Origin of the sequence: Streptomyces sp. SudanB5_2050 (assembly GCF_964272335.1) — a bacterium.
Taxonomy (GTDB): domain Bacteria; phylum Actinomycetota; class Actinomycetes; order Streptomycetales; family Streptomycetaceae; genus Streptomyces; species Streptomyces rochei.
In genome coordinates this window covers 2952974-2968872 of sequence record NZ_OZ186760.1, presented here as the reverse complement: position 1 = coordinate 2968872, position 15899 = coordinate 2952974, and the positions used below count along the sequence as shown (strand labels likewise).

The window sequence follows — 15899 nt, the reverse complement described above, 5'->3', positions numbered from 1 at the left end:
GCGCGGAGCGTCAGCCCTGCTCGCGGAGCTGTTCCTCCGTCAGGCCCTGACGCCAGTAGCCGACGAAGGTGACGCGGCGGCGGTCGATGCCGCGTTCGCCGACGAAGTGCCGGCGCAGCAGCTTGACGCAGCCGGACTCGCCGGCGATCCAGACGTAGGGGTGCCCGGCGGGCGGCAGTTCGGCCGCGCGGAGGGTGGCGAGGGTGGCCTCGGGTCCGCCGGCCGCGTCCTTGACCAGCCAGGTGACCTCGGCGTCCGCCGCGGTCTTCAGCTCCTGTACGTCCTCGGCGTGCGGCACCTCCAGCCAGACCCGGGCGCGGGTGCCGGCCGGCAGGGACTCGACGATGGCGCAGGCGGCCGGAACGGCGGTCTCGTCGCCCCAGATCACCACCAGGTCGGTGTCCTCGGGCGGGCGGAACCGGATCGCCCGGTTGTCCGCGACCGCCGGGCCGAGCAGGACGACGCGGTCGCCGGGGGCGGCGTCGGCAGCCCAGCGGGCGGCGGGGCCCGCCTGGACCGGCGAGTCCGGTTCGACGCCGTGGAGCACGAAGTCGATGTCGATCTCCGCGGTGTGCCCGTCGGCGTCCCGGCGCAGCGCCCGGAGCGTGTACGAGCGCATCACCGCCCGTACGTCGTCGGGCAGTTCACGCCAGCCCTGCCACCAGCCGTCCCCCAGTTCGACGGGGACGGCGGGCTCCGCCTGCCCCGGGTGCGGCAGGAACAGCGACAGGGACTGGTCCTGTCCGTCGGAGTGGAAGGCGTGCAGGTCGGGGCCCGCGAAGGTGACCCGGGCCAGGGACGGGCCGAGCCGCCTCGTCCGTACGACCTGGAGGGAGAAGAAACGGAACGGGGCGGCCACGGCCGTCGTCATGGAGGGCTCCGGGGGAGAGGGGAGGGTCAGCCGACCTTCTTGGCGTTCTCGATCGCCTCGGCCAGGTTGTCGAGGAGCGGCGTGCACTTGTCGTAGGACAGGATCGGCTCGGGGGAGCGGGCGATGACCTGGCCGGCCTTGACCGGGGGGAGCTGCTTCCAGGTGCCCTCGGTGATGTCCGCGGGCTGGATGGTGGAGGCGCGGTCGTCCATGATGATGACGTCGGCCGGGTACTTGTCGACGTTCTCCCAGCTCAGGGACTCGAACCAGCCGCCGGTCGCCTTCTTGGCCTCCTCCGAGGGCTCGACGAAGTTCACGCCGAGGGCCTTGAAGTACTCCAGGTCGACCGAGAGGTTGGTGCCGGAGACGTAGAACAGCTCGGCGCTGGCCGAACCGGCCAGCACCCTGATCTCGGGCTTGGCCTTCGCGGCGGCGCGCAGCCGGGCCGCGGCCTTCTCGAAGGCCGCCTTGGCGTCGGTGACCTTCTTCGCCTTCATGTCGGCGCCGAGCGACTCGGCCAGCTCCCACATGCGCTGGAGCGGCTGGGTGAGCTGGCGGTCGAAGACGGAGATCGCGACGCTGGGAGCCAGCTTGGCGATCTTGTCCTTGGACTCCTCGGGGACGGACCACAGGGTGCCCGCCGTGTCGAACGTCGTGGTGACGAGCAGTTCGGGGGCGAGGGCGGCGTACTTCTCGACGTTGAGCTTGCCCCACTCGTTGCCGAGCACGGTGACCTTGTCGACGTCGATGTCGCCGGCCTGGACGTCGGGCTTGCCGTCCTTGGTGGTGGTCGGACCGAAGACGCCCTTGACCTGGACGCCGTAGTCCCAAAGGGCGGCGGCGACGCCGGTGAAGGCGACGATGTTCGCCGGCACCTTGTCCAGCTCCACGGTCTTGCCGCGGTCGTCCTTGAAGGACCAGGGGCCGGACTTGGCGGCGGCCGTCCCGTCGCCGGAGCCACCGCTTTTCGCGTCGTCGTCACCGCAGGCCGTGAGCACGGCGCCGAGGCCGAGTGCGCCGCCCGCGGCGAGGATTCCGCGGCGGGTGAGGTGGGTAGCGCTGGCGTTGGGCATGGTGTGGCTGCTTTCGAACGGTGCGGAGCCTCCGCTGGACAAGTTCGAAGGTAGGTTAGCCTAACCTCAGATCATGTCCAGAGGGCGGGGCTGTGACCTGCCCCGCCCCGCCCCCCCCCGGACCTAGCCGGCCAGGCCCAACTCCCGTGCGATCAGCATCCGCTGGACCTCGCTGGTGCCCTCGCCGATCTCCAGGATCTTCGAGTCCCGCCACATGCGCGCCACCGGGTACTCGTTCATGAAGCCGTATCCGCCGTGGATCTGCGTCGCGTCCCGGGCGTTGTCCACCGCCACCGTCGACGAGTACAGCTTCGCCAGCGCCGCCTCCTTCTTGAACGGCTCGCCCGCCACCAGCCGGGAGGCCGCGTCGCGCCAGGCGAGACGGGAGGTGTGGGCCTTCATCTCCATGTCGGCGATCTTGAACTGGATGGCCTGGTTGGCGCCGATGGGCCGGCCGAAGGCGTGCCGCTCCTTCGCGTACTTCACCGACTCGTCCACGCAGCCCTGCGCCAGGCCCGTGCCCAGCGCGGCGATGGCGATCCGGCCCTCGTCGAGGATGCGCAGGAACTGCGCGTACCCGCGGCCCTCCTCGCCCAGCAGGTTCGCCGCCGGGACCCGGACGTCGGCGAAGGACAGCTCACGGGTGTCCGACGCGTTCCAGCCGACCTTCGAGTACGGGGCGGCCACCGTGAAGCCCGGGGTGCCGGACGGCACGATGATCGACGAGATCAGGGGACGGCCGTCGGGCTTGCGTCCGGTGACCGCCGTGACCGTCACCAGACCGGTGATGTCGGTGCCCGAGTTGGTGATGAAGCACTTGGTGCCGTTGATCACCCACTCGCCGGTCGTCTCGTCCAGGCGGGCCGTCGTCCGCGTCGCGCCCGCGTCCGAGCCGCCGTCCGGCTCGGTCAGGCCGAAGGCGCCCAGGATCTCCCCGGAGCAGAGCCGGGGCAGCCACTCGCGCTTCTGCTCCTCGGTGCCGAACAGGTGGACCGGCATCGCGCCCAGCGAGACGCCCGCCTCCAGCGTGATGGCCACCGACGAGTCGACGCGGGCCAGCTCCTCCAGGGCGATGCCGAGCGCGAGGTAGTCGCCGCCCATGCCGCCGTACTCCTCCGGGAAGGGCAGGCCGAACAGGCCCATGCGGCCCATCTCCCGGACGATCTCGTACGGGAACTCGTGCCGCTCGTAGAAGTCGCCGATCTTGGGTGCCACGACGTCGTGGGCGAACTCCTCCACCGTGCGGCGGAGTTCCTCGAGTTCGGGGGAGAGCTTGTGGTCCATGGATGTCACTTCTCCTGGTCGGAGTCGTCGCCCGGGCCCGCGAGGGCCCGGACGGTGCGGGACGGGCTGGGTCGGCCCAGGTGGGCGGCCATCCAGACGCTGGTGGCGACGAGAGAGCCGAGGTCGACCCCGGTGTCGATGCCGAGGCCGCGCAGCATCCACACGAGGTCTTCGGTGGCGAGGTTCCCGGTGGCGGACTTCGCGTAGGGGCAGCCGCCCAGTCCGCCCGCGGAGGCGTCGACGGTCGTCACGCCGTGGCGCAGGGCCTCGTACGTGTTGGCGAGGGCCTGGCCGTACGTGTCGTGGAAGTGCACGCCGAGCGTCTCCACGGGAACGCCGGCGTCGGTCAGCGCGGTGAGCAGGGCGCTGACGTGCCCCGGGGTCGCCACCCCGATGGTGTCGCCGAGGCTCAGCTCGTCGCAGCCCATCTCCCGCAGGGCCCGGCACACCTTCACCACCTGCTCGACGGGGACCGGACCCTCCCACGGGTCGCCGAAGCACATCGAGAGGTAGCCCCGGACGTGCACGTCCGCGTCCTTCGCCCGCGCCACCACCGGCTCGAACATGGCCAGCGCCTCGTCCACCGTGCGGTTCAGGTTGGCCTTGGCGAAGGACTCCGTGGCGCTGGCGAAGACCGCGACGCGGCGGGCGCCGAGCGCGAGCGCCCGGTCCAGGCCGCGCTCGTTCGGCACCAGGACGGGCAGCTCGACCGGCAGGTCGGCGACGGCGGGGAACAGCTCCTCCGCGTCCGCCAGCTGCGGCACCCACTTGGGGTGCACGAAGCTCGTCGCCTCGATGGTGGTCAGGCCCGTGCCGGCCAGGCGGCGGACGAACTCCGCCTTCACCTCCACCGGCACGGTCGCCTTCTCGTTCTGGAGGCCGTCGCGCGCGCCCACCTCGTGGATGCGGACGCGGGCGGGCAGTCCTTCGGCCGGTACGGCCATGGGCAGGCCCAGCTCGGGGGCGTTCACGACGTCTCCTCCTCCACCGGGGCGATGACCGCGAGCACCTGGTCCATGGCGACGGTCGTGCCCGGCGCCACGTCCAGCTCGGCGACCGTGCCCGCGTGCGGGGCGGAGATGACGTGCTCCATCTTCATCGCCTCCACCACCAGCAGGCTCTGCCCGGCGCTCACCTCGTCGCCGACGGCCACCTTGACCACCGTCACCGTGCCCGGCATCGGCGCGGTCAGCGAGTCGGCGCCCGCGTGGGCGGCGCCGGTGAGGGAGGCGGCGACCGGGTCGTGGTCGCGCACCTGCCAGGCGTCGCCGTCGCGGCCCAGCCAGTCGGCGCCGCGGTGGAAGGTGTGCCGGACGCCGTCCAGCGTCACCGACACGCGGTCCTCGGTGACGGTGTGGGTGCCGCGCGGGGTGTGAGTGACGGGCTCGTGTCCCGTCGCCCGCAGGTGGAAGGCGACCGGCTTCGGCTCGCCGCCCATGCGCCAGCCGTTCGGCACCGAGAACGGGTCCGTCCAGCCGTCCCCGCGCGGACGCAGCGCGTCCAGCCGTACGGCCGCCGCCGCCTCGTAGACCTCCTCCGGTACGTCGAGGGAGACCAGGCCGTCGACCTCGCGCTCCACCAGCCCGGTGTCCAGCTCGCCGGCCACCACCGCCGGGTGCGCGAGCAGCCGGCGCAGGAACCCGGCGTTGGTCTGCACGCCCAGCGTCACCGTCCGGGCCAGGGCCGCCCGGAGCTTGCGCAGGGCGGTGGCGCGGTCGGGGCCGTAGGCGATCACCTTGGACAGCATCGGGTCGTAGAGGCTGCCGACCTCGGTGCCCTCGCTGAGCCCGGAGTCGGTGCGCACGCCGTCGCCCTCGGGCTCGTGCAGGCGCAGCACCGTGCCGCCGGAGGGGAGGAAGCCGCGCGCCGGGTCCTCGGCGCACAGGCGGGCCTCGATCGCGTGCCCGGTCAGCCGTACGTCCCGCTGCGCGAAGCCCAGCTGCTCGCCCGCCGCCACCCGCAGCTGCCACTCCACCAGGTCCAGGCCCGTGACCAGTTCGGTCACCGGGTGCTCCACCTGGAGGCGGGTGTTCATCTCCATGAAGTAGTACGAAGACGGGTCGTTGCCCGGCACGATGAACTCCACCGTGCCCGCGCCCCGGTAGCCGCAGGAGCGGGCCGCCTGCACGGCCGCCTCGCCCATCGCGGCCCGGGTCGCCTCGTCGAGCAGGACGCTCGGCGCCTCCTCGATGACCTTCTGGTGGCGCCGTTGGAGCGAGCACTCGCGCTCGCCCAGGTGGACCACGTTGCCGTGGCCGTCGGCCAGGACCTGGATCTCGATGTGCCGGGGCCGGTCGATCCACCGCTCCACCAGCAGCGTGTCGTCGCCGAAGGAGGCGCGGGCCTCGCGGCGGGCGGCGGCGATCTCGTCGGCGAGCACGGCCGCGTCCCGCACCAGCCGCATGCCCTTGCCGCCCCCGCCGGCCGACGGCTTGAGCAGCACCGGCGTCCCGATCTCGCGGGCGGCGTCCACGAGCTGCGCGTCCGTCAGACCGCTGCCGCTGGAGCCCGGCACCACCGGCACCCCGGCCGCCTTCACCGTCTCCTTGGCGCGGATCTTGTCGCCCATCAGGGCGATGGCGTCGGCGGGCGGCCCGATGAAGACCAGCCCCGCCTCCTCGCAGGCCCGCGCGAAGCCGGCGTTCTCGGCGAGGAAGCCGTACCCCGGGTGGACGGCCTGCGCGCCGGTGCGGGCGGCGGCCTCCAGCAGCCGCTCGACCGACAGATAGCTCTCCGCCGCCGGCGCCGGGCCGATCCGTACCGCCTCGTCGGCCTCCCGCACGTGCCGGGCGTCCGCGTCGGCGTCGGAGAAGACCGCCACCGAGCGCACGCCCATCGAGCGCAGGGTCCGGACGACCCGCACCGCGATCTCACCGCGGTTGGCCACCAGCACCGTGTCGAACATCAGGCTCCCCACCGAAGTCCCCTCCTCACATCCGGAAGACGCCGAACTGGGGCTCGCCCAGCGGCGCGTTGGCACACGCGGTCAGGGCCAGACCCAGCACCTGCCGGGTGTCGGCGGGCTCGATCACCCCGTCGTCCCACAGGCGGGCGGTCGCGTAGTAGGCGTTCCCCTGGTGCTCGTACTGCGCGCGGATCGGCGCCTTGAAGGACTCCTCCTCCTCGGCCGGCCACTGTTCGCCGCGGGCCTCCAGCTGGTCCCGCTTGACCGTGGCCAGCACGGACGCGGCCTGCTCGCCGCCCATGACGGAGATCTTGGCGTTGGGCCACATCCACAGGAAGCGCGGCGAGTACGCCCGCCCGCACATCGAGTAGTTCCCCGCGCCGTACGACCCGCCGACCACCACCGTCAGCTTCGGCACCCGCGTGCACGCCACCGCCGTCACCATCTTGGCGCCGTGCTTGGCGATGCCGCCCGCCTCGTAGTCCTTGCCGACCATGAAGCCGGAGATGTTCTGCAGGAACACCAGCGGGATGCCGCGCTGGTCGCACAGCTCGATGAAGTGGGCGCCCTTCTGGGCCGACTCGGCGAACAGGATGCCGTTGTTGGCGACGATGCCGACCGGGTGGCCGTGGATGCGGGCGAAGCCGGTGACCAGCGTCTGCCCGTACTCGGACTTGAACTCGGCGAACCGGGAGCCGTCCACCACCCGGGCGATGATCTCGCGGACGTCGTAGGGGGTGCGGGAGTCGACCGGGACCACGCCGGACATCTGCTGCGGGTCGACCTTGGGCTCGACGGCGGGCTCCACGCCCCAGGGGAGCGGGCCGCGCTCGGGCAGGGTGGAGACGATCTGCCGCACGATCCTGAGCGCGTGCGCGTCGTCCTCCGCAAGGTGGTCGGTCACGCCGGACACCCGCGAGTGCACCTCGCCGCCGCCCAGCTCCTCCGCCGTGACCACCTCGCCGGTGGCCGCCTTCACCAGCGGCGGGCCGCCCAGGAAGATCGTGCCCTGATTGCGGACGATCACCGCCTCGTCGCTCATCGCCGGGACGTACGCCCCGCCCGCCGTGCAGGAGCCGAGGACGGCGGCGATCTGCGGGATGCCGGCGCCGGACATCCGGGCCTGGTTGTAGAAGATCCGCCCGAAGTGCTCGCGGTCCGGGAAGACCTCGTCCTGCATCGGCAGGAAGGCACCCCCGGAGTCCACCAGGTACAGGCAGGGCAGCCGGTTCTCCAGCGCCACCTCCTGCGCCCTCAGGTGCTTCTTCACCGTCATGGGGTAGTACGTGCCGCCCTTGACGGTGGCGTCGTTGGCGACGATCACGCACTCCCGGCCGCTCACCCGGCCGATCCCGGCGATCACACCGGCGGCCGGGGCCTGCCCGTCGTAGAGCCCGTCGGCCGCGAGCGGCGCCAGCTCCAGGAACGGCGAGCCCGGGTCGAGCAGTGTGTCCACGCGGTCGCGCGGCAGCAGCTTGCCGCGGGCGGTGTGCCGGGCCCGGGCCCGCTCCCCGCCGCCGAGCCTGGCCGCCGCCAGCTTGGCGCGCAGCTCCTCCACGAGGACGCGGTGCGCCTCCTCGTTGGCCCGAAAGGCCTCGGAGGCGGGATCCGCCGCCGTCGTCAGCTCCGGTGCCTCGTGCATCCTGCGGTCCCCTCACCCGATGGGTCGATCGGTCGATCGGTTAATGAGCGTTAACGCATTTCCCTCAGGTTAACGACCGCTAACCGCCCTGTCTAGAATTGATCCCATGGCCACCAGAACCGACGCCCCCACCCGCCGCGAGCAGATCCTCAAGGAGGCCGCCCGGCTCTTCGCCGAGCGCGGGTTCCACGGTGTCGGCGTCGACGAGATAGGGGCCGCGGTCGGCATCAGCGGCCCCGGCCTCTACCGGCACTTCGCCGGCAAGGACGCGATGCTCGCCGAGCTGCTGGTGGGGATCAGCGACTCGCTGCTGACCGGGGCGAAGCGGCGGCTGGCGGAGGCCGACGGGGTGGCCGGCTCCGACACGGGTCCCGAGGCGGTCCTCGACTCGCTCATCGAGGGTCACATCGACTTCGCGCTCGACGACCGCCCGCTCATCACCCTGCACGACCGCGAGCTGGACCGCCTCCGGGACGCCGACCGCAAGATGGTCCGCCAGCTCCAGCGGCAGTACGTCGAGCTGTGGGTCGGGGTGCTGCGCCAGGTCTACCCGGCGGTCCCGGAACCGAGCGCCCGCTCGGCCGTCCACTCGGTCTTCGGCCTCCTCAACTCCACCCCCCACCTGGGCCGCCCCGGCTCCCTGCCGGGCCGCGCGGTGACGGCGGCGCTGCTGCACCGGATGGCGCGGGGCGCGTTCGCGGCGGTGGCCGCGGAGTAGGGGAGGCGGCGCGGGCGGGGGAGTGACGAGGGTTACCCACGCCCCACTCTGGACGCTGCTCCCTACCCGCCGGTACGGTGAAGTCTGAGCAAGCGCTTAGATATTCGTACCCTGGAGGTGGCGCGGTGCGTCGTACGGTGTTCAACGAGGACCACGAGGCGTTCCGGGAGACCATCCGCGCCTTCATCGAGGCCGAGGTCGTCCCCGTCTACGACGAGTGGTTCGCCGCGGGCCAGGCGCCGCGTGACTTCTACTACAAGCTGGGCGAGCTGGGCATCTTCGGCATCAACGTGCCCGAGGAGTTCGGCGGCGCGGGCATGGACAGCCACAAGTTCGAGGCGGTCCTGTACGAGGAGACCGCCCGGGCCGGCGTGCAGTTCGGCGGCTCCGGCGTGCACGTGCTGCTCGCCCTGCCCTACATCAAGATGCTGGCCACCGACGAGCAGAAGAAGCGCTACCTGCCGAAGTTCGTCACCGGCGAGGAGATGTGGGCCATCGCGATGACCGAGCCGGGCACCGGCTCCGACCTCGCGGGCATGAAGACCACCGCCAAGCTGAGCGAGGACGGCACCCACTACGTCCTCAACGGCGCCAAGACCTTCATCACCGGCGGTGTCCACGCCGACAAGGTGATCGTCTGCGCCCGCACCTCCGCGCCCACCGCCGAGGACCGCCGCTTCGGTATCTCCCTGTTCGCGGTGGACACCAAGTCCGAGGGCTACTCGGTGGGCCGCAAGCTGGACAAGCTGGGCCTGCGCACCTCCGACACGGCCGAGCTGGCCTTCGTCGACGTCAAGGTCCCCGTCGAGGACCTCCTCGGCGAGGAGAACAAGGGCTTCTCCTACCTCGGCCACAACCTGGCCTCCGAGCGCTGGGGCATCGCCTTCGGCGCCTACGCCCAGGCCAAGGCCGCCGTGCGCTTCGCCAAGCAGTACGTGCAGGAGCGCACCGTCTTCGGCAAGCCGGTCGCCCACTTCCAGAACACCAAGTTCGAGCTGGCCGCCTGCCAGGCCGAGGTGGACGCCGCCGAGGCCGTCGCCGACCGCGCCACCGAGGCCCTGGACGCCGGGGAACTCACCCCCGCCGAGGCCGCCAGCGCCAAGCTGTTCTGCACCGAGGTCGCCCACCGCGTCATCGACCGCTGCCTCCAGCTGCACGGCGGCTACGGCTACATGAACGAGTACCCGATCGCCCGCCTGTACGCGGACAACCGCGTCAACCGCATCTACGGCGGCACCAGCGAGATCATGAAGTCGATCATCGCGAAGAACATGGGCCTGTAGACACGGGACATGAGCGAAGCACTCCAGTCCCTCCTCGATCTGCTCGACCTCGAGCGGATCGAGGAGGACATCTACCGCGGCCGCTCCCGCTCCGCCGTCGTCCCCCGGGTCTTCGGCGGGCAGGTGGCCGCCCAGGCCCTGGTGGCCGCCGGCCGCACGGTCCCCGCCGACCGGCACGCGCACTCGCTGCACGCGTACTTCCTGCGCCCCGGTGACCCGGACGCCCCGATCGTCTACAACGTCGACCGCCTGCGCGACGGCCGCTCCTTCACCACCCGCCGCGTCGTCGCCGTCCAGCACGGCAAGCCGATCTTCGGTCTGTCGGCGTCCTTCCAGACGTACGAGGAGGGCCTGGACCACCAGGCCCCGATGCCGGACGCCCCGGACCCGGCGACCCTCCCGACCGGCGAGGAGCGGCTGCGGAGCTACCCGCACCTGCCCGCCGAGACCGTGGAGCGGTTCCTGGAGGCGCGGGCCGCCGTCGACCTGCGCTACGTCGACGACCCGCCCTTCGGCGACTACGGCACGCCCCGCGAACCCCACTCCCAGGTGTGGTTCCGCACCAACGGCAAGCTCACCGACGACCCGCTGCTGCACGTCGTCCTCGCCACCTACGTCTCCGACATGACCCTCCTCGACTCGGTCCTGCTCGCGCACGGCCGGGGCGGCTGGGCCGTCGGCGACGTCGTCGGGGCCTCGCTGGACCACGCCATGTGGTTCCACCGGCCCTTCCGCGCCGACGAGTGGCTGCTGTACGACCAGCAGTCGCCGTCCGCGTCCGGCGGCCGGGGTCTGGGCCAGGCCCGCATCTACACGCAGGACGGGCGGCTCGCCCTCTCGGTCATCCAGGAAGGCGTGGTGCGCGTCCCTCGGGAACACTGAGGGCATGGCGGAACCTGCGCGAGGGAAGAACGGCGGCGGCGAGAGCACCTTCACGGTGCTGGTCGCCGCCTTCGCCAATCTGGGCATCGCCGTCGCCAAGGCGGTGGCCGGCGTGATCAGCGGCTCCAGCGCGATGCTGTCGGAGGCCGCGCACTCGGTCGCCGACACCGTCACCGAGGTCCTGCTGCTGACCTCCCTGAAACGCAGCGAACGCCCCGCCGACGAGGACCACCCCCTCGGCCACGGGCCCGAGCGCTACATCTGGGCCCTGCTCGCCGCCGTCGCCACCTTCGTCGGCGGCGCGGTCTTCTCCCTCTACGACGGCGTCCACACCCTCACCCACGGGGAGGAACCCGGCGACCCGCTCATCGCCTACCTCGTCCTCGCCGTCGCCTTCCTCCTGGAGGGCTACTCGCTGCGCACCGGCCTCAAGCAGGCGCACGGCGAGGCCCGCCGCTACCGCGTGCCCTTCGGCCGCTATCTGCGCCGCACCCCCGACACCGCCGTCAAGGCCGTCGTGATGGAGGACTCCGCCGCGCTGGCCGGTCTGCTGCTGGCCGCCGGCGGGCTCCTCGGCGGGCAGCTCACCGGCTCCGGCGTCTGGGACGGCGCCGCCTCCCTGTGCATCGGCGCGCTGCTGCTGTACGTCGCCTGGGTGCTGGGCCGCTCCAACGCCGAGTTCCTCATCGGCCGCCCGCTGCCCCGCACCGTGCGCGAGCGCGTCCGCGCGGAGCTGGTGGCCGTCGAGCACATCGAGGCCGTACTGGAGCTGACCACCCTGGTGCAGGGGCCGCGGGAGGCGCTGGTCGCCGCCAAGGTCGATTTCCGGGACGTGGCGACGGCGGCGCAGATCGAGTGGGCGTGCGAGCGGGCCGAGCAGCGGCTGCGCGAGGAGTTCCCGGTGATCCGCCGGGTCTACCTGGACCCGACGCCCGGTTTCGCGCAGCGCCGCTCGGAAGGGCTCAACCCCTGGCCGTGATCGGACGGCCCCTACTGGTCGCCGAGACCCGCCTCGCTCAGCAGGTACGCCGTCATCGGGTCGTAGTAGCGGGGGCTGACCACGTGGTCGTCCAGCGGCACCGCCACCTGGAGGACGCCCTCGGACTCGGCGAGGAAGAGCGCCGGGTCGTTGCAGTCGGCGTAGCCGACGGAGTCGACGCCGTGCTGGGCCGCGTAACCGGCCCAGCCGTGGTCGGCGACCACCAGGTCGGGCAGCGGGCGGCCCTCGCGCTCCAGTCCCGTCAGGATGGCCTTCATCGGCTCACCGGAATGGGTGTGCCACAGCGAGGCGCCGTGCTCCAGCACCGCCACGTCCGCGAACTGCTGGACGTACCCCTCCTCCGTCGTCAGCCCCTCCGGGATCACGACGATCTCGCAGCCCGCCGCCCGCAGGGCGTTCGCGGTGGCCCGGTGCACGTCGAGCAGGCCGCCCGGGTGACCGGTCGCGAACAGCACCCGCTGACCGCCGTCCGCGGCCTTGCGCAGCCGGCCGGCCATCCGCTCCAGCGCGGCCACGGTCAGCTCGGGATCGATGGTGTCCTGGCCGTACCGGTACTCCGGGTCGTCGTTGACGCCGACCCGCTCCGCCATCACCGCGAGCACGTCCTGCTCGTCGCTCCAGCGGTCCCCCAGCTCCAGACCGAGCCAGAAGCCCCGGTCGCCGTTGGCGAGCTTGCGGTAGTGGGAGAGGTTGTTCTCGCGGGGCGTGGCGACGTCGCCCGCGATACGGGTTCTGACGAGGTGTTCGGCGAGTTCGGCGCGGCTGGGTGTCCCGGGTATCGGCATGGCTCCATTGTGTAGCAGCCGCCTGTGGGCGTCTTCGGCATGTCGCGGGCTGGGACGCGGGTCACCCTCGCAGGTGCCGCAGCGCGAACCACAGCTCCATCCGCACGTCCGGATCGTCGAGGTCGGCGCTCAGCAGGGCCGCGCAGCGGGCGATGCGCTGGCGGACGGTGTTGCGGTGCACGGACAGGGCGACGGCGGTCCGGTCCCAGCTGCCGTGCAGGGAGAGCCAGGCCCGCAACGTCTCGGCGAGCGCCGGAACGCCGCCGATCGGCGCGAGCAGCGCCCGCGCGTGCGCCTCGGCCTCGCCGGGCGGCACGAGGTCGGCGAACCCCGGCCGCTCGGCGTGCCGGACCAGCGCGGACCGGGTGGCCCGGGCCCTGGCCAGCGCCCGCGCCGCCTGCGCGTCGGCGGCGGGCCATTCGGCGGGGGCGACGGGCGCGCTGACGCCGAGGGTCCAGCCGGGCTGAGCGGCGGGGCCGGAACCGGCAGGGCCGGAACCGGCGGGACCGGAACCGGCGGGCGGCTTGCGCGGGGCCGCCGCGCCCGCCTCGGGCCGCGCGCCCCCGTCCCCCTCGGACCGCGCGCCCCCGTCCCCTTCGGGCCGTACGCCCCCGCCGCCCTCGGGCCGCGCGCCCCCGTCCCCCTCCGCCTGGGGCGGGGCCGGCACCAGGACCCGTACGACGTCGTCGGCCGCGTCGACCAGCGGGGAGCCGAGGGCCGCGCCCAGGGCGGAGGCGGAGACCGCGTCGGGGGCGCCGGTGTCCGGGCGGGCGTGCACGACGTACCAGCGGGTGACGGCGCCGTCGCCCTCCCCGCCGCCCAGCAGCGGGGCGACCTCCTCGCGCCGGGCGCCCAGCAGCAGCCGTACGAGGGCCGAGGAACGGGCCGCGCCGGTGCCGCTCTGGTGCTCACCGGTGAGCAGGGAGAGCAGCACGGCGGCGACCGAGGCGATGGTGTGGTCCCCGGACTCCCGGTGCGGGGCGGCGACCCCGAGGACGAAACCCCGCCCGGGGCCCAGGGCGTACGCGGCGAGCCGGGTGCCGGCCACCGTGTCCGTGGCCGTGCTGGAGGGATGCCCGGTGACGAACCGGGCCAGCTCCGCCAGCGCCCGCCGCACCTCGTCCCCCGGCTCCCGCCCCGCCGCCGCGATCTCCGCGCCCTCCGGCCCGTACAGCACCGCCCGGCCCTCCAGCCGGCCCGCCAGCCTGCGCAGCACCGACGGCACCGGATCGGGACGGGAGGCCGCCGCGGCCAGGCCCTGCTGGGCCTCGGTGATCCGGCGCAGCTCGGAGAGCCTGGCCCGCGCCATCAGCTGCCACACCGCCCGGGCCACGCCCGAGAACGTCGTCCGCGGCGGTACCTCGACCAGCGGCAGCCCGTGCTCCTCGCAGGCCGCGACCAGTCCCGTCGGCACCGTGTCGTGCACCGGCGCCACCCCGAACCCGAGCGCGGCGCCGCCCGCCGCCACGATCCGGGCGACATAGCCGTCGAAGTCGAAGCTCCCCGGCCGCCCCGCCGCTTCCGGAATGTGCACGCCCGCCGTCAGCAGCAGCTCGCCGCCCAGCAGGTACGGGTAGGGGTCGGACATCTCCGAGGTGTGCGCCCCGTGGATCGTCACCTCCCCCGCCGGGGGGCCGGTGATCTGGCGAAGCCCCAGGTCGTCGCGGGACAGCAGCGCCGCCAGGGAGACCGGGGGAGTGGGCGGCGCGGAGGGGACGGCCGTTTCCTGCACGATGGACGATTCCTCCACTCAGGCGACCCCCGCTGGATGAAACGTACACTTCGCAGCCGCTTGTCGGCCACCTAATGTCAACCCGAACCGGAATCCACACCGGCAGCGCGGGTACGGGCGGATGTCCCCGCGCGGCGCCACCGGAGAAACCCATCGCACGACACGCCACCGAGAGTGCGCGAAGGAGGGCCCCTACATGGCCGTCGACTACATCGTGATCGTCGTCTATCTCGCCGGCATGCTGGCCATGGGCTGGTGGGGCATGCGCCGCGCCAAGTCCAAGAGCGAGTTCCTCGTCGCGGGACGACGCCTCGGCCCCGGCATGTACTCCGGCACCATGGCGGCCATCGTCCTCGGCGGCGCCTCCACCATCGGCGGCGTCGGCCTCGGCTACCAGTACGGGCTCTCCGGCGCCTGGATGGTCGTCACCATCGGCCTCGGCATCCTCGCGCTGTCCGTCTTCTTCTCCGCGCGCATCGCCCGCCTGAAGGTCTACACCGTCTCCGAGATGCTCGACCTGCGCTACGGCGGCCGGGCGGGCGTGATCTCCGGCCTCGTCATGTGGGCGTACACCCTGATGCTGGCCGTCACCTCCACCATCGCCTACGCCACGATCTTCGACGTCCTCTTCGACGTGAACCGCACCCTCGCGATCGTCCTCGGCGGCTCCATCGTCGTCGCCTACTCCACGCTCGGCGGCATGTGGTCCATCACCCTCACCGACATGGTGCAGTTCGTGGTGAAGACCATCGGCGTACTGCTCCTGCTGCTGCCCATCGCGGTCGTCAAGGCCGGCGGCTTCGGCGAGATGAAGGACCAGCTGCCCACCTCGTACTTCGACCCGCTGGGCATCGGCGGCGAGACCATCTTCACCTACGTGCTGATCTACACCTTCGGCATGCTCATCGGGCAGGACATCTGGCAGCGCGTCTTCACCGCGGGCAGTGACCGCACCGCCAAGTGGGGCGGCACCGTCGCCGGCACCTACTGCCTGGTCTACGCCGTCGCCGGCGCCGTCATCGGCACGGCCGCCAAGGTGCTCTACCCCAAGCTCGCCAGCCCCGACGACGCCTTCGCCACCATCGTCAAGGACGAGCTGCCGATGGGCGTGCGCGGACTGGTGCTGGCCGCCGCCCTGGCCGCGGTGATGTCCACCTCCTCCGGCGCCCTCATCGCCTGCGCCACCGTCGCCAACAACGACATCTGGTCCCGGCTGCGCGGCGCGGTCCGGGGGCCGGAGGGCGAGGGCGCGGACGGGCACGACGAGGTGAAGGGCAACCGCGTCTTCATCCTCGCCATGGGCGTCGCGGTGATCCTCATCTCCATCGCCCTCAACGACGTGGTCGAGGCCCTCACCGTCGCCTACAACCTCCTCGTCGGCGGCCTCCTCGTGCCCATCCTCGGCGGCCTGCTGTGGAAGCGCGGCACCGCCCAGGGCGCCCTCGCCTCCGTCGCCGTCGGCGGCCTCGCCGTCGTCGGCCTGATGGCGGCCTACGGCATCCTCGCCAACGAGCCCGTCTACTACGGCCTCCTGGCCTCCCTGGCCGCCTACGTCGTCGTCTCCCTGGCGACCCGCCCCACCGACGAGGCGACCCTCACCGCCTGGCGCGAACGTCTCGCCGGCCGGGCCCCCGAACCTCAGTCCGAACCGGCGGTCACGGCTCACCAGTAGAGTCGGACAGCAGTAGTACATACGCGACGAAGCGTAAGAAGGAAGGCAGTAC

The 15899-nt window shown here is 72.6% G+C and carries 13 protein-coding genes; 5 read left to right on the top strand and 8 right to left on the bottom strand.

The features are described from left to right. Window positions 1-10: 10 nt before the first annotated feature. The 6 genes from ACFZP7_RS13195 to ACFZP7_RS13170 all read right to left on the bottom strand — a co-directional run bounded on the left by ACFZP7_RS13195 (window position 11) and on the right by ACFZP7_RS13170 (window position 7775). Window positions 11-871: a siderophore-interacting protein gene (locus ACFZP7_RS13195; protein WP_046249537.1), complete on the bottom strand. Its 861-nt coding sequence runs from the start codon at window positions 869-871 to the stop codon at window positions 11-13. Window positions 872-897: 26 nt separating this feature from the next. Beyond that, a complete protein-coding gene (locus tag ACFZP7_RS13190) occupies window positions 898-1944 on the bottom strand; it encodes an ABC transporter substrate-binding protein (protein ID WP_385634484.1) in 1047 nt (348 codons plus the stop codon). A 123-nt stretch (window positions 1945-2067) separates the two neighbouring features. Continuing rightward, window positions 2068-3228, bottom strand: coding sequence for an acyl-CoA dehydrogenase family protein (locus ACFZP7_RS13185; protein WP_385634483.1), 1161 nt, complete (start codon window positions 3226-3228; stop codon window positions 2068-2070). A 5-nt stretch (window positions 3229-3233) separates the two neighbouring features. Further along, on the bottom strand, window positions 3234-4199 hold the full coding sequence (locus ACFZP7_RS13180) for a hydroxymethylglutaryl-CoA lyase (protein ID WP_031014299.1): 966 nt from the start codon (window positions 4197-4199) through the stop codon (window positions 3234-3236). After that, the gene (locus ACFZP7_RS13175) at window positions 4196-6133 is read right to left on the bottom strand and encodes an acetyl-CoA carboxylase biotin carboxylase subunit (protein WP_385638428.1); all 1938 of its coding nucleotides are present in this window, start codon (window positions 6131-6133) and stop codon (window positions 4196-4198) included. Before ACFZP7_RS13175 ends, ACFZP7_RS13180 begins: the two co-directional genes overlap by 4 nt. Before the next feature lie 25 nt (window positions 6134-6158). Further along, window positions 6159-7775: a carboxyl transferase domain-containing protein gene (locus ACFZP7_RS13170; protein ID WP_031014305.1), complete on the bottom strand. Its 1617-nt coding sequence runs from the start codon at window positions 7773-7775 to the stop codon at window positions 6159-6161. Between the two features lie 106 nt (window positions 7776-7881). Between ACFZP7_RS13170 and ACFZP7_RS13165 the strand changes: the two genes are divergently transcribed. The 4 genes from ACFZP7_RS13165 to ACFZP7_RS13150 all read left to right on the top strand — a co-directional run bounded on the left by ACFZP7_RS13165 (window position 7882) and on the right by ACFZP7_RS13150 (window position 11637). Further along, window positions 7882-8493, top strand: a complete 612-nt coding sequence (locus ACFZP7_RS13165) for a TetR/AcrR family transcriptional regulator (RefSeq protein ID WP_030969577.1) — start codon at window positions 7882-7884, stop codon at window positions 8491-8493. A 125-nt stretch (window positions 8494-8618) separates the two neighbouring features. Further along, window positions 8619-9776: an acyl-CoA dehydrogenase family protein gene (locus ACFZP7_RS13160; protein ID WP_029393278.1), complete on the top strand. Its 1158-nt coding sequence runs from the start codon at window positions 8619-8621 to the stop codon at window positions 9774-9776. Window positions 9777-9785: 9 nt separating this feature from the next. After that, window positions 9786-10658 carry an acyl-CoA thioesterase II gene (locus ACFZP7_RS13155; protein WP_019325531.1) on the top strand — a complete coding sequence of 291 codons (873 nt, stop codon included), beginning with the start codon at window positions 9786-9788 and terminating at the stop codon, window positions 10656-10658. A gap of 4 nt (window positions 10659-10662) precedes the next feature. Next, the gene (locus tag ACFZP7_RS13150; protein ID WP_019325530.1) at window positions 10663-11637 is read left to right on the top strand and encodes a cation diffusion facilitator family transporter; all 975 of its coding nucleotides are present in this window, start codon (window positions 10663-10665) and stop codon (window positions 11635-11637) included. An 11-nt stretch (window positions 11638-11648) separates the two neighbouring features. On the opposite strand, the gene ACFZP7_RS13145 is transcribed toward ACFZP7_RS13150, so the two are convergent. Together ACFZP7_RS13145 and ACFZP7_RS13140 are read right to left on the bottom strand one after the other, a co-directional pair. Beyond that, window positions 11649-12443: a phosphatase gene (locus tag ACFZP7_RS13145; protein WP_019325529.1), complete on the bottom strand. Its 795-nt coding sequence runs from the start codon at window positions 12441-12443 to the stop codon at window positions 11649-11651. A 61-nt stretch (window positions 12444-12504) separates the two neighbouring features. Continuing rightward, the gene (locus ACFZP7_RS13140) at window positions 12505-14175 is read right to left on the bottom strand and encodes a helix-turn-helix domain-containing protein (protein WP_385634482.1); all 1671 of its coding nucleotides are present in this window, start codon (window positions 14173-14175) and stop codon (window positions 12505-12507) included. Window positions 14176-14371: 196 nt separating this feature from the next. Here ACFZP7_RS13140 and ACFZP7_RS13135 point away from each other — a divergent pair, with 196 nt between their 5' ends. Continuing rightward, a complete protein-coding gene (locus tag ACFZP7_RS13135; RefSeq protein WP_031014314.1) occupies window positions 14372-15847 on the top strand; it encodes a sodium:solute symporter in 1476 nt (491 codons plus the stop codon). The last annotated feature ends 52 nt before the right edge of the window (window positions 15848-15899 follow it).

Bases quoted from the DNA above. Each gene is read 5' to 3' on its own strand.
- ACFZP7_RS13195 (WP_046249537.1), bottom strand. From the start codon at position 871: ATGACGACGGCCGTGGCCGCCCCGTTCCGTTTCTTCTCCCTCCAGGTC.
- ACFZP7_RS13190 (WP_385634484.1), bottom strand. From the start codon at position 1,944: ATGCCCAACGCCAGCGCTACCCACCTCACCCGCCGCGGAATCCTCGCC.
- ACFZP7_RS13185 (WP_385634483.1), bottom strand. From the start codon at position 3,228: ATGGACCACAAGCTCTCCCCCGAACTCGAGGAACTCCGCCGCACGGTG.
- ACFZP7_RS13175 (WP_385638428.1), bottom strand. From the start codon at position 6,133: ATGTTCGACACGGTGCTGGTGGCCAACCGCGGTGAGATCGCGGTGCGG.
- ACFZP7_RS13170 (WP_031014305.1), bottom strand. From the start codon at position 7,775: ATGCACGAGGCACCGGAGCTGACGACGGCGGCGGATCCCGCCTCCGAG.
- ACFZP7_RS13165 (WP_030969577.1), top strand. From the start codon at position 7,882: ATGGCCACCAGAACCGACGCCCCCACCCGCCGCGAGCAGATCCTCAAG.
- ACFZP7_RS13155 (WP_019325531.1), top strand. From the start codon at position 9,786: ATGAGCGAAGCACTCCAGTCCCTCCTCGATCTGCTCGACCTCGAGCGG.
- ACFZP7_RS13150 (WP_019325530.1), top strand. From the start codon at position 10,663: ATGGCGGAACCTGCGCGAGGGAAGAACGGCGGCGGCGAGAGCACCTTC.
- ACFZP7_RS13145 (WP_019325529.1), bottom strand. From the start codon at position 12,443: ATGCCGATACCCGGGACACCCAGCCGCGCCGAACTCGCCGAACACCTC.
- ACFZP7_RS13135 (WP_031014314.1), top strand. From the start codon at position 14,372: ATGGCCGTCGACTACATCGTGATCGTCGTCTATCTCGCCGGCATGCTG.